This window comes from Mixta sp. (genome assembly GCF_024610815.1).
Taxonomy (GTDB): domain Bacteria; phylum Pseudomonadota; class Gammaproteobacteria; order Enterobacterales; family Enterobacteriaceae; genus Mixta; species Mixta calida.
Genome location: NZ_JANION010000249.1, coordinates 31,595 through 44,786, shown reverse-complemented (window position 1 = coordinate 44,786; position 13,192 = coordinate 31,595). Strand labels below are relative to the sequence as shown.

Genomic DNA, 13,192 nt, shown 5'->3' with positions numbered 1-13,192 from the left:
TTGTTTCTGATGAGTACCGCAACCCTGGTTTTAACCGCGGCAGGCTCGGTTATTCTGCTGCTGTTTCTGGTGATGAAAGCGCGTATGCACGCGTTCGTCGCCCTGATATTGGTCTCGTTCGGCGCGGGCCTGTTTTCCGGCATGCCGCTGGATAAAATCGCCGAAACCATGCAGAAAGGCATGGGCGGCACGCTCGGCTTTCTCGCCGTGGTGGTGGCGCTGGGCGCGATGTTCGGCAAAATTCTGCATGAAACCGGCGCGGTCGATCAGATCGCCATCCGTATGCTGAAAAGCTTTGGCGAACGTCGCGCGCACTATGCGATGGGCATCGCTGGGCTGATCTGCGCGCTGCCGCTGTTCTTCGAGGTCGCGGTGGTGCTGCTGATCAGCATCGCTTTCGCCGTGGCGCGGCGCACCGGCGATAACCTGGTGAAGCTGGTGATCCCGCTGTTTGCGGGCGTGGCGGCGGCGGCGGCGTTTCTGCTGCCCGGCCCGGCGCCAATGCTGCTGGCGTCGCAGATGCATGTCGATTTCGGCTGGATGATCCTGCTCGGCCTGTGCGCGGCGCTGCCCGGCATGCTGATCGCCGGCCCGCTGTTCGGCAATTTTATCAGCCGTCACGTCAGCTTTAACGTGCCGGAAGAGTCCTCGCAGCCGGAGGTGGAGCAGCACAAGATGCCCTCCTTCCTCTTTAGCCTGTCGCTGATCCTGTTTCCGCTGGTGCTGGTTGGCCTGAAAACCATCGGCGCGCGCTTTACCTCTGAGGGTTCGCGTCTGTACGAGTGGCTGGAATTTATCGGCCATCCGTTCACCGCGATTCTGCTGGCGCTGCTGCTGGCGATTTACGGCCTGGCGTACCGTCAGGGCATGGATAAAGAGAAAGTGATGCAGGTGTGCGGCAGCGCGCTGCAACCGGCGGGCATTATCCTGCTGGTGATCGGCGCGGGCGGCGTGTTTAAGCAGGTGCTGGTCGATTCCGGCGTGGGTCCGGCGCTCGGCAATGCGCTTACCGGCGCGGGGCTGCCGATCGCATTGGCCTGCTTTATCCTGGCCGCCGCAGTGCGCATTATTCAGGGATCGGCGACGGTCGCCTGCTTAACTGCGGTCGGACTGGTGATGCCGGTGATTGAGCCGCTGCACTATGACGGTGCGCAGATGGCGGCGCTGTCGCTCTGCATTGCTGGCGGCTCTATCGTCGTCAGCCACGTCAATGACGCCGGTTTCTGGCTGTTTGGCCGCTTTACCGGCGCCACCGAGGCGCAAACGCTGAAAACCTGGACGCTGATGGAAACGATTCTTGGCACCGTCGGCGCCATTGTGGGCATGATCGCCTTCCAGCTGCTCTCCTGATCGCTGCGGGCGGGTGCGCAACGCATCCGCCCATGGTGATTCCGCTGTTTTCCCTGTTACGACTCTCTTTTCCGCCCGCCTTTAAATCTTCAGATAGGCGCGAATGCCGTCCAGGAACATCTGCGTCGCCAGCATAATCAAAATCAGCCCCATCAGACGCTCCAGCGCGTTGACGCCTTTATCGCCCAGCAGCCGCAGAAACAGGCCGGAAAGCAGCAGGATGACGACCGTGATGCCCCAGGCGAACAGCAGCGCGCCCACCAGATGCCCCATCTGATTCGGATACTGATGGGAAAGCAGCATCAGCGTAGCGAGTAGCGACGGCCCGGCGACCAGCGGAATGGCGAGCGGCACCAGAAAAGGTTCTTCGCCCACCGGCAGACCGGTGCTGTTGCTCTCCGGCGAGGGAAAAATCATCTTTATCGCGATCAGAAACAGAATCACGCCGCCGGAGATGGAGACCGTCTCGGTGCGCAGATTCAGGAAGGCGAGAATTTTTTCACCGGCAAACAGAAACAGCAGCATGATGCCGAGCGCGATCAGCATTTCCCGGATCAGCACCGTTCGACGACGCTTCGGCTCCAGATGCTTTAAAACCGACATAAAAATCGGCAGATTGCCGAGCGGGTCCATTATCAACAACAATAATATGGTCGCGGAAATCATTTCAGTCATTTATTTTGCTCTTCATCCTTACGTACGCGGCGCCGTTATTAGCAATGCTGTTGAAAAGATTAATTCAATCGAATTAATTCACTTGCCAGCAGTGCTGCATTTTGTAGAGTTGAGGGTTACAGGTAAACCAAATTTTCTCTGGCGGGCTGCGCGTCCTGACGATGCGATATGCTCACTTCTTAGATTGTCGCTACCTTTTCATTACGCCGCGCGCGGCGCGCAAACGTGACGGGTAGCCTGTAGCAGGTGTTCAATGAAAAATGTAGGTCTTATTGGTTGGCGCGGTATGGTCGGCTCGGTGCTGATGCAGCGCATGAGCGAAGAGCGTGATTTCGACGTGATTCGTCCGGTCTTTTTCTCCACATCTCAGCATGGCCAGGCGGCGCCGACGATCGGCGGTCAGAGCGGCACGCTACAGGATGCGTACAATATCGACGCGCTGAAGGCGCTGGATATTATTATCACCTGTCAGGGCGGCGACTATACCAGTGAGATCTATCCGAAGCTGCGCGCCAGCGGCTGGCAGGGCTACTGGATCGACGCAGCCTCTACGCTGCGCATGAAAGATGACGCCATCATCATTCTCGATCCGGTTAACCATCATGTTATCCGCGACGGGCTGGCAAAAGGGATTAAAACCTTTGTCGGCGGCAACTGCACCGTCAGCCTGATGCTGATGTCGCTGGGCGGGCTGTTTGCGCACGACCTGGTAGAGTGGACCTCCGTCGCCACCTATCAGGCGGCCTCCGGCGGCGGCGCGCGCCATATGCGCGAACTGCTGACGCAGATGGGCATGCTGCACAACCATGTAGCGCCGGAGCTGCAAAATCCGGCGGCGGCGATTCTGGATATCGAACGCAAGGTGACCGAGCTGACGCGCTCCGGCACGCTGCCGACCGATAACTTTGGCGTACCGCTGGCGGGCAGTCTGATTCCGTGGATCGACAAGCAGCTGGAGAACGGCCAGAGCCGCGAAGAGTGGAAAGGCCAGGCGGAAACCAACAAAATCCTCGGCACCCAACACACCATTCCGGTGGATGGCCTTTGCGTGCGCGTCGGCGCGCTGCGCTGCCACAGCCAGGCCTTTACGCTGAAGCTGAAGAAAGATGTGCCGCTGGCGGAGATTGAGCAGATGCTGGCCGCGCATAACGCGTGGGTGAAAGTGGTGCCTAACGATCGCGAGCTGACGATGCGCGAACTGACGCCTGCCGCGGTCACCGGCACGCTGACCACGCCGGTAGGCCGTCTGCGCAAGCTGAATATGGGGCCGGAATACCTTTCCGCCTTTACCGTCGGCGATCAGCTGCTGTGGGGCGCCGCCGAGCCGCTGCGTCGTATGCTGCGTCTGCTGGTCGATTAATCTTGCCTTTGCCCCGTTTGGCGCGTCAAACGGGGCGCATTCCCCGCACTTGGTCTATTTCCTGCCTTTTCAAAAGCCTGGCGTAATATTAACCATCAGGTGATCCATCTCCTCTTTTTGGCACTGCGAAAATTATTTTTGTGCAAAGTTCGCAGGCTTATTGTACGCCTTGTCTATGCTTAGCATGACTGTTTGGTTTTTCCGTTTCGAATATTAAAAGTTGATGCGCGCGGCAACGCTTTTTTCCATGGAGGGGTTGCGGCTTCGCCGGCGCGTGCATGGCTCATTGAAGAGCAGTCAGGCTAACGTCTTTATTAACGTTATGGCTTCGGCTGCCGTAAATCACAGGAAGAAAGTCATGTCAGAGCTCCCGGATCGCCAGGCGATCAATGCGATTATTGAAGGTCACTATGCTGACCCGTTTTCACTGTTGGGAATGCATCAGACCAGTAACGGACTTGAAGTCCGCACCCTGTTGCCTGATGCGTCTGAAGTGTGGGTAATTGAAACCAGCACCGGGCGCAAATGCGCGCAGCTGAAGTGTCTCGATTCCCGCGGCTTTTTTCACGGCGTTATACCGCGTCGTAAGAATCCGTTTCGCTATCAGCTCGCCGTCACCTGGCACGGCGAACAAAATCTGATAGACGACGCCTACCGTTTTGGCCCGCTGTTGCAGGAGCTGGATAGCTGGCTTCTGGCGGAAGGCACCCATCTGCGTCCTTATGAAACGCTGGGCGCGCACGCTGAGGTGATAGATGGCATCAGCGGAACGCGCTTTATGGTCTGGGCGCCGAATGCGCGCCGTGTGTCGGTCGTCGGCGATTTCAACTACTGGGATGGCCGTCGCCATCCGATGCGCCTGCGCCGCGAAATCGGTGTCTGGGAGCTGTTTGTGCCGGCGGCGCGTCCCGGCCAGCTCTATAAATATGAGATTATCGATAACAAGGGCCATCTGCGCCTGAAATCGGATCCTTTCGCCTTTGAATCGCAGATGCGTCCTGACAGCGCCTCGGTGATTTGCGGGCTGCCGGAAAAAGTGGCGATGCGCGAGGAGCGCAAGGCGGCGAACGCCTTTGACGCGCCGATCTCTATCTATGAAGTGCATCTCGGCTCCTGGCGTCGCCATACCGACAACAACTTCTGGCTGAGCTACAAGGAGCTGGAAGAACAGCTGATTCCCTACGTCAAAGAGATGGGCTTTACGCATATCGAACTGATGCCGATTAACGAGCATCCGTTCGACGGCAGCTGGGGCTACCAGCCGGTAGGCATGTATGCGCCGACCCGTCGCTTCGGCACGCGCGATGAGTTCCGCCATTTTGTCGCCGCCGCGCACGCGGCCGGTTTGAACGTGCTGCTCGACTGGGTGCCGGGCCATTTCCCGTCTGACGATTTCGGCCTGGCGCAGTTTGACGGCACCGCGCTCTACGAGCATGAAGATCCGCGCGAGGGCTTTCATCAGGACTGGAATACGCTGATCTATAACTATGGCCGCCGTGAAGTCAGCAACTACCTCGCCGGCAACGCGCTCTACTGGCTGGAGCGCTTCGGCATTGACGGTTTGCGCGTCGATGCGGTCGCCTCGATGATCTACCGCGATTACAGCCGTCCCGAAGGCGAGTGGGTGCCGAATCACTTTGGCGGCCGCGAAAACCTCGAAGCGATCGATTTTCTTCGTTATACCAACCGCATGCTGGGACACACCGCGCCGGGCACGGTGACCATCGCTGAAGAGTCGACCGATTTTCCCGGCGTGTCGCGTCCGCCGGAAGGGGGCGGACTGGGCTTCTGGTTTAAATGGAATCTCGGCTGGATGCACGACACGCTGGATTACATGAAGCTCGATCCGATTTACCGTCGTCATCATCACAACCTGATGACCTTCGGCATGGTCTACAACCACACCGAAAACTTTGTGCTGCCGCTCTCTCACGATGAGGTGGTGCACGGCAAACGTTCGATCCTCGACCGCATGCCGGGCGATGCCTGGCAGAAGTTCGCCAACCTGCGCGCCTATTACGGCTGGATGTGGGCGTTCCCTGGCAAGAAGCTGCTGTTTATGGGCGGCGAATTTGCCCAGGGCCGCGAGTGGAATCATGACGCCAGCCTCGACTGGCATCTGCTGGAAGGCGAGGATAACTGGCATAACGGCGTACAGCGTTTGGTGCGCGATCTCAACCTGACCTACCGCCACCATACGCCGATGCACCAGTGCGACTTTGACGCCCACGGCTTTGAATGGCTGGTGGTGGATGATTATGACAACTCGGTGTTTATCTTTGTACGGCGCGATCGTGAAGGCAACGAAATGATCGTCGCCAGCAACTTTACGCCGGTGCCGCGCTACAACTACCGTTTCGGCATCACGCAGCCGGGCGGCTGGCGCGAAGTGATCAATACCGACTCGACGCATTATCACGGCAGCAATATCGGCAACAGCGGCACCGTCTGGAGTGAGCCCGTGCCCAGCCATAACCGCGAACATTCGCTCTCTCTGACGCTGCCGCCGCTGGCGACCATTTGGCTAATGAGGGAGGCTGAATGAGTTACCTGAATGCCGGAAAACCCTTTCCCCTGGGCGCGACCTGGGATGGAAAGGGGGTCAACTTTACGCTTTTTTCGCAGCATGCTCAGCGCGTGGAGCTCTGTCTTTTCGATGAGAAAGGGCACGAGAGCCGCTATGACCTGCCTGCGCGTACGGATGACATCTGGCATGGGTATTTTCCTGACCTGGCGCCGGGCCAACGCTACGGCTACCGCGTGCACGGCCCATGGGCGCCGGAGCAGGGACACCGCTTCAATCCCGCCAAGCTGCTGGTCGATCCCTGCGCGCGCGCGGTGGAAGGCGCGGTGGCGGACGACGCGCGTCTCTACGGCGGCGAATGGCAGCGCGACGACAGCGACAGCGCAGCGGTGGCGCCGAAAAGCGTAGTGGTGAAGGAGGATTTTAACTGGGGCGATGACGTCGCGCCGCGTGTGCCCTGGGGCAAAACCGTCATCTATGAGGCGCACGTGCGCGGGCTGACGCAGCGACATCCGGAAATTCTGGAAACGCAGCGCGGCACTTACGCGGCGCTGGGGCATCCTGCTATTGTCAGCTATCTTCAGCGGCTGGGCATTACCACGCTGGAGCTGCAGCCGGTGGCGCAGTTTGCCGACGAGCCGCGCCTCCAGCAGCTTGGTCTGCGCAACTATTGGGGCTACAACCCCTATGCGCTCTGGTCGCTGGAGCCGCGCTATGCGTCGGGCGAAGGAGGCCGCAGCCCGCTGCAGGAGTTCCAGCAGGCGGTAAAAAACCTGCACGCCGCCGGCATCGAGGTGGTGCTGGATATGGTGTTGAACCATACCGCAGAGCTGGAGGAGATCGGCCCGACGCTGTCGATGCGCGGCGTGGACAACGCCAGCTACTACTGGCTGGGGGAAGGCGGTCGCTACCATAACTGGACCGGCTGCGGCAACACGCTCAATCTCAGCCATCCGAAAGTGATGGCGTGGGCGCTTGATTGTCTGCGCTACTGGGTCACGACCTGTCACGTCGACGGCTTCCGCTTCGATCTGGCGCCGGTGCTGGGCAGAACGCCCGATTTCCGTTCCGACGCGCCTTTCTTCGCGGCGATAAAAGCCTGTCCGATTCTGTCGCAGGTGAAGCTGATCGCCGAGCCCTGGGATATCGGTCCGGAGGGATATCAGATGGGACGCTTCCCGTCGCCGTTTGCGGACTGGAACGATCGCTTCCGCGACGACATGCGCCGTTACTGGCTGCACGGCGAGCTGACCAACGGCGATTTTGCCCGCCGCTTCGCCGCCTCCAGCGATATTTTCCGTCATGACGGACGCCCGCCGTCGGCTTCGGTGAACCTGATTACCGCGCATGACGGTTTTACTCTGCGCGATCTGCTGAGCTTCGCGCGCAAGCATAACGAAGCGAACGGCGAGGATAACCGCGACGGGCATAACAACAATTACAGCCATAACCACGGCAGCGAAGGCTTAACGGTGTCGCTGAACGTGCTGGAGCGCCGCCGCCGCAGCGCCCACGCCTTGTTGACGTCGCTGCTGCTGTCGCAGGGAACGCCGATGCTGCTGGCGGGCGATGAGCATGGCCACAGTCAGCACGGCAACAACAATGCTTATTGTCAGGACAACGAACTCACCTGGTTTGACTGGAAAAATCAGGACGAGGGGCTGTATGCCTTTACCGCCGCGCTGCTGCATCTGCGTCGGCAAATTCCCGCGTTGACGCAAGATAGCTGGTGGGAAGTGGGCGACGAAAATGTTCAGTGGCTCAACAGCCAGGGACAGCCGCTGAACGGCAGTGAGTGGGAACAGGGGGAGCACAAGCTCCAGATCCTGCTTTCCGGACGTTGGTTAATAACGATAAATGCCACGCAAGACGTGAGCGAACTCTCTCTACCAGACGGAGAATGGCGCGCCGTTCCTCCTTTTGCCGGGGAAGATAATCCGATCCTGTCAACTGTCTGGCATGGGCCCGCGCACAGCGTGTGTGTGTTCCAAAAGCAAGTATAAGGAGTCAGACATGGTCAAGTTAGAACATACCGAACACCTGATGCTGGCAAGACAGCTCCCTGGGCAGACCGTCGCCCTGATCCTTGCTGGCGGACGCGGCACGCGCCTGAAGGATCTGACCGCCACGCGCGCCAAACCAGCGGTGCATTTCGGCGGCAAGTTCCGCATCATCGACTTCGCGCTGTCGAACTGCCTCAACTCCGGCATTCGGCGCATCGGCGTGATTACGCAGTATCAGTCGCACTCGCTGGTGCAGCATATCCAGCGCGGCTGGTCGTTCTTCAACGAAGAGATGAACGAATTCGTCGATCTGCTGCCGGCGCAACAGCGCTTTACCACCGAACACTGGTATCGCGGCACCGCCGACGCGGTGACGCAGAACCTGGATATTATCCGCCGTTACGATGCGCAATATATCGTGATCCTCGCGGGCGACCATATCTACAAGATGGATTACTCGCGCATGCTGCTGGATCACGTCGAGAACAACGCGCGCTGCACCATCGCCTGTCTGCCGGTGCCGATTCAGGAAGCGACCGCGTTCGGCGTGATGGCGGTGAATGAGCAGAACCGGGTGGTGGACTTCGTCGAAAAACCGGCGCAGCCGCCGTCAATGCCCGGCGATGAGAGCAAAGCGCTGGCCAGCATGGGCATCTATGTCTTTAACGCGGACTATCTTTATCAACTGCTGGAAGAGGATCTGGAGATCCCCGGCTCCAGCCATGATTTCGGTAAAGATCTGCTGCCGAAAGTCGTCGCCAGCGGCGAAGCGCTGGCGCATTCCTTTAATCTCTCCTGCGTGCAGAGCGACGAAAACGCGCCGCCATACTGGCGGGATGTCGGGACGCTGGAAGCGTACTGGCGCGCCAATCTCGATCTCGCCTCGGTCACGCCGGAGCTGGATATGTATGACCATGAATGGCCCATCCATACCTACATGGAACCGCTGCCGCCGGCCAAGTTTGTGCAGGACCGTTCCGGCAGTCACGGAATGACGATGAACTCGTTGGTTTCTGGCGGCTGCATCATTTCCGGTTCGGTAGTGGTGCATTCCGTTCTGTTTTCACGCGTCCGCGTGAATTCGTTTTGCAATATTGATTCTGCCGTGCTGCTGCCTGACGTGGTTGTTGGACGATCCTGTCGTCTGCGCCGCTGCGTCATCGATCGCGCCTGCGTTATTCCAGAGGGAATGGTGATTGGCGAGAACCCTGACGAAGACAGCCGCCGTTTTTACCGTTCAGAAGAGGGCATCGTGCTGGTGACGCGCGAAATGTTGGCCAGACTGGCTGACGACGCCGTCTGACCGACGAAACAGTAATACACGCAATCTGCGCGAGGATCGCGCCAGATTTCCGTTAAAGGAGCCGAGAATGCAGGTTTTACATGTCTGTTCAGAACTTTTCCCGCTGTTGAAAACCGGCGGGCTAGCTGATGTGGTGGGGGCATTACCGGCAGCACAGATTGCAGATGGAGTGGATACGCGCGTTTTACTCCCGGCGTTTCCGGATCTACGCAAGGGTATAACCGACACGGAGGTTGTCGCTGAGCTGCAAACTTTCGCAGGCCCGGTCAGGCTGCATTTTGGACATTTTAATGGCGTTGGCATTTATCTGATTGAAGCTGAGGGCCTGTATGATCGGCCAGGCAGCCCCTATCACGATGAGAACCAGTTCGCTTATCCAGACAACTATCTGCGCTTCGCGCTGCTCGGCTGGATGGGGTGTGAAATGGCGTGCGGGGCGGACCCCGCCTGGCGCCCGGATATTGTTCACGCTCATGACTGGCACGCCGGTCTGACCTGCGCCTACCTGGCGGCGCGCGGTCGTCCGGCGAAGTCGGTGTTTACCGTCCATAACCTGGCGTATCAGGGGCTGTTCTACGCGCACCATATGGATGAAATCCAGCTGCCGCCGTCGTTTTTCGATATGCACGGGCTGGAATTCTTCGGGCAGATCTCCTACCTCAAGGCGGGGCTGTTCTATGCCGATCATATAACGGCAGTAAGCCCGACCTATGCGCGCGAGATCACCCAGCCGGAATATGGCTACGGCATGGAGGCGCTGCTGGCGGAGCGCATGCGCGAAGGACGGCTGAGCGGCATCCTCAACGGCGTCGATCCGCTGATTTGGGACCCGGCGCACGACCTGCTGCTCAACGCCCGTTATAACCGCGACACGCTGGACGCCAAGGCGGAAAACAAGCGTCAGCTGCAAATCGCCATGGGGCTGAAGGTAGACGACAGCGTGCCGGTGTTCGCCGTGGTCAGCCGTCTGACCAAGCAGAAGGGGCTGGACCTGGTGCTGGAGGCGCTGCCGAGCCTGCTGGAGCAGGGCGGGCAGCTGGTGTTGCTGGGCGCGGGCGACGCCGTATTGCAACAGGGCTTCCTCGCCGCCGCCGCGGAAAACCCCGGCAGCGTCGGCGTTCAGATCGGCTATCACGAGGCGTTCTCGCACCGTATTATGGGCGGGGCGGACGTCATTATGGTGCCGAGCCGCTTTGAACCGTGCGGCCTGACGCAGCTCTATGGGCTGAAATATGGCACGCTGCCGCTGGTGCGGCGTACCGGCGGGCTTGCGGATACGGTGAATGACAGTTCGCTGGAAAACCTGGCGGACGGCATCGCCAGCGGCTTTAGCTTTGAGGACAGCAACGCCTGGTCGCTGCTGCGCGCGATTCGTCGTTCGTTTGTATTGTGGTCTCGTCCTTCTCTGTGGCGCTACGTTCAACGGCAGGCGATGGCGATGGACTTTAGCTGGCAGGTGGCAGCACAGGCCTACCGGGATCTTTATCAACGGTTGTTGTAACCTGATTTGGGATACTTGCTATGAACGCACCTTTTACCTATGCCTCACCGACGCTGACGGTCGACGCGTTAAAGCACTCTATTGCCTATAAACTGATGTTTACGCTGGGTAAAGATCCCTCTACCGCCAATAAGCATGAGTGGCTGAACGCCTCGCTGCTGGCGGTGCGCGATCGGATGGTGGAGCGCTGGCTGCGCTCCAGCCGCGCGCAGCTCTCTCAGGACGTGCGCCAGGTTTACTATCTCTCGATGGAATTTTTGATGGGGAGAACCCTCTCTAACGCGCTGCTGGCGATGGGGATCTATGAAGATCTGCACAGCGCGCTGGAGGAGATGGGGCTGGATCTGGGCGAACTGATCGAGGAGGAGAACGATCCCGGTTTAGGCAACGGCGGCCTGGGGCGTCTGGCGGCCTGCTTCCTGGATTCGCTGGCGACGCTGGGGCTGCCGGGACACGGTTACGGCATCCGTTACGATTACGGCATGTTTAAGCAGAATATCGTTGACGGCAGACAGGCGGAATCGCCCGACTATTGGCTGGAGTATGGCAACCCGTGGGAGTTCCAGCGCTTTAATACCCGCTATAAGGTGCGTTTTGGCGGCCGCTTGCAGCACGAGGGCGCGAAAGTGCGCTGGCTGGAGACGGAAGAAGTGTTGGCAATGGCCTATGACCAGATCGTTCCCGGCTATGACACCGACGCCACCAATACGCTGAGACTGTGGAGCGCGCAGGCGAGTAACGAGATCAACCTCGGCAAATTCAACCAGGGCGACTATTTCGCGGCGGTGGAAGATAAAAACCACTCTGAAAACGTGTCGCGCGTGCTCTACCCGGATGACTCCACCTACTCAGGCCGCGAGCTGCGCCTGCGTCAGGAGTATTTTCTGGTATCGGCCACCGTGCAGGATATCCTTAACCGTCACTGGGAAATGCATCAAACTTTCGATAACCTCGCGGATAAGGTCGCCATCCACCTGAACGACACCCACCCGGTGCTGGCGATCCCGGAACTGATGCGTCTGCTGATCGATGAGCATAAGTTTACCTGGGACGACGCATTCGAGGTGGTGTGTCAGGTCTTCTCCTACACCAACCACACGCTGATGAGCGAGGCGCTGGAAACCTGGTCGGTAGATATGATCGGTAAAATCCTGCCGCGTCATCTGCAAATTATTTTTGAAATCAATGACTACTTCCTGAAGACCATTCAGGAACACTACCCGGAAGAGTGGGAGCTGCTGTCGCGCATTTCCATCATTGACGAAAACAACGGACGCCAGGTGCGTATGGCCTGGCTGGCGGTAGTGGTGAGCCACAAGGTGAACGGCGTATCGGAACTGCACTCCAACCTGATGGTGCAGTCGCTGTTCGCCGATTTCGCTCGGTTGTTCCCCGGCCGCTTCTGCAACAAAACCAACGGCATTACGCCGCGCCGCTGGCTGGCACTGGCGAACCCGCCGCTGTCGGACGTGCTGGACGATACCATCGGCCGCCGCTGGCGTACCGATCTCAGCCAGCTGGAGGAGATCAAACCGCAGATCGATTTTCCGGCCTTTATCGAAAAAATTGCCGACGCCAAGCTGGAAAACAAAAAGCGCCTGGCGAGCTGGGTGGCGAAGAATATGGATATTGTTCTCGATCCTAACGCGCTGTTCGACGTGCAGATCAAACGTATCCATGAATATAAGCGCCAGCTGCTGAATGTGCTGCATGTGGTTACGCGCTATAACCGCATCAAGGCCGATCCAAACGCCAACTGGGTACCGCGCGTGAATATCTTCGCCGGCAAGGCGGCGTCAGCCTACTATATGGCGAAGCACATCATTCATCTGATCAACGATGTGGCTAACGTGATCAACAGCGACCCGCAGGTGAAGAACAAGCTGAAAGTGGTGTTTATCCCGAACTACAGCGTGAGCCTGGCGCAGATCATCATTCCGGCAGCCGATCTTTCCGAACAGATCTCGCTGGCGGGTACCGAAGCCTCCGGCACCAGCAACATGAAGTTCGCCCTGAACGGCGCGCTGACCATCGGCACGCTGGACGGCGCGAACGTAGAGATGCGCGAGCATGTCGGCAAAGAGAATATCTTTATCTTCGGCAATACGACGCCGCAGGTAGAGGCGCTGCGCCGCAACGGCTACAACTCGCGCGACTACTTCGAGTCGGACGCCGAGCTGAATCAGGCGCTGACGCAGATCGCGACCGGCGTCTTCAGCCCGCAGGAGCCAGGACGTTATCGCAATATCTACGATTCGCTGGTGGGGCTGGGCGATCACTATCAACTGCTGGCCGACTACCGCAGCTATGTGGATACCCAGGATAAGGTAGACGAACTCTACCGCCAGCCGGAAGAGTGGCAGCGTCGCGCGGCGTTGAATATCGCCAATATGGGCTACTTCTCCTCTGACCGCACCATTCAGGAGTACGCCGACGAGATCTGGCATATTTCGCCTATCCGTCTCTGAAAACGGTA

The 13,192-nt window shown here is 58.9% G+C and carries 8 protein-coding genes; 7 read left to right on the top strand and 1 reads right to left on the bottom strand.

Annotated features, from left to right (window positions below; genetic code table 11):
* Positions 1-9 precede the first annotated feature (9 nt).
* A complete protein-coding gene (gntU, locus tag MYY08_RS18970; protein ID WP_038630239.1) occupies positions 10-1,350 on the top strand; it encodes a gluconate transporter in 1,341 nt (446 codons plus the stop codon).
* A gap of 81 nt (positions 1,351-1,431) precedes the next feature.
* Here gntU and MYY08_RS18965 read toward each other — a convergent pair whose 3' ends face one another.
* A complete protein-coding gene (locus MYY08_RS18965; protein ID WP_038629674.1) occupies positions 1,432-2,025 on the bottom strand; it encodes a YhgN family NAAT transporter in 594 nt (197 codons plus the stop codon).
* A gap of 253 nt (positions 2,026-2,278) precedes the next feature.
* On the opposite strand from MYY08_RS18965, the gene asd reads away from it, so the two are divergent.
* From asd to glgP, 6 genes are all read left to right on the top strand, one after another.
* Entirely contained in the window at positions 2,279-3,385 is a 1,107-nt protein-coding gene (asd, locus tag MYY08_RS18960; protein WP_038629675.1) for an aspartate-semialdehyde dehydrogenase, read from the top strand.
* Between the two features lie 358 nt (positions 3,386-3,743).
* Positions 3,744-5,930 carry a 1,4-alpha-glucan branching enzyme gene (gene glgB, locus MYY08_RS18955; RefSeq protein ID WP_038629676.1) on the top strand — a complete coding sequence of 729 codons (2,187 nt, stop codon included), beginning with the start codon at positions 3,744-3,746 and terminating at the stop codon, positions 5,928-5,930.
* Entirely contained in the window at positions 5,927-7,912 is a 1,986-nt protein-coding gene (glgX, locus tag MYY08_RS18950) for a glycogen debranching protein GlgX (protein WP_038629677.1), read from the top strand. Before glgB ends, glgX begins: the two co-directional genes overlap by 4 nt.
* A 10-nt stretch (positions 7,913-7,922) precedes the next feature.
* Positions 7,923-9,215 carry a glucose-1-phosphate adenylyltransferase gene (glgC, locus tag MYY08_RS18945; protein ID WP_084969863.1) on the top strand — a complete coding sequence of 431 codons (1,293 nt, stop codon included), beginning with the start codon at positions 7,923-7,925 and terminating at the stop codon, positions 9,213-9,215.
* 67 nt (positions 9,216-9,282) lie between these two features.
* Positions 9,283-10,716: a glycogen synthase GlgA gene (glgA, locus tag MYY08_RS18940; RefSeq protein ID WP_038629679.1), complete on the top strand. Its 1,434-nt coding sequence runs from the start codon at positions 9,283-9,285 to the stop codon at positions 10,714-10,716.
* A gap of 20 nt (positions 10,717-10,736) precedes the next feature.
* On the top strand, positions 10,737-13,184 hold the full coding sequence (glgP, locus tag MYY08_RS18935) for a glycogen phosphorylase (protein ID WP_038629680.1): 2,448 nt from the start codon (positions 10,737-10,739) through the stop codon (positions 13,182-13,184).
* Positions 13,185-13,192: the final 8 nt, after the last annotated feature.

Excerpts from the sequence above, each read along its gene's own strand:
- gntU (WP_038630239.1), top strand. The coding sequence starts at position 10 with ATGAGTACCGCAACCCTGGTTTTAACCGCGGCAGGCTCGGTTATTCTG.
- MYY08_RS18965 (WP_038629674.1), bottom strand. The coding sequence starts at position 2,025 with ATGACTGAAATGATTTCCGCGACCATATTATTGTTGTTGATAATGGAC.
- asd (WP_038629675.1), top strand. The coding sequence starts at position 2,279 with ATGAAAAATGTAGGTCTTATTGGTTGGCGCGGTATGGTCGGCTCGGTG.
- glgB (WP_038629676.1), top strand. The coding sequence starts at position 3,744 with ATGTCAGAGCTCCCGGATCGCCAGGCGATCAATGCGATTATTGAAGGT.
- glgX (WP_038629677.1), top strand. The coding sequence starts at position 5,927 with ATGAGTTACCTGAATGCCGGAAAACCCTTTCCCCTGGGCGCGACCTGG.
- glgC (WP_084969863.1), top strand. The coding sequence starts at position 7,923 with ATGGTCAAGTTAGAACATACCGAACACCTGATGCTGGCAAGACAGCTC.
- glgA (WP_038629679.1), top strand. The coding sequence starts at position 9,283 with ATGCAGGTTTTACATGTCTGTTCAGAACTTTTCCCGCTGTTGAAAACC.
- glgP (WP_038629680.1), top strand. The coding sequence starts at position 10,737 with ATGAACGCACCTTTTACCTATGCCTCACCGACGCTGACGGTCGACGCG.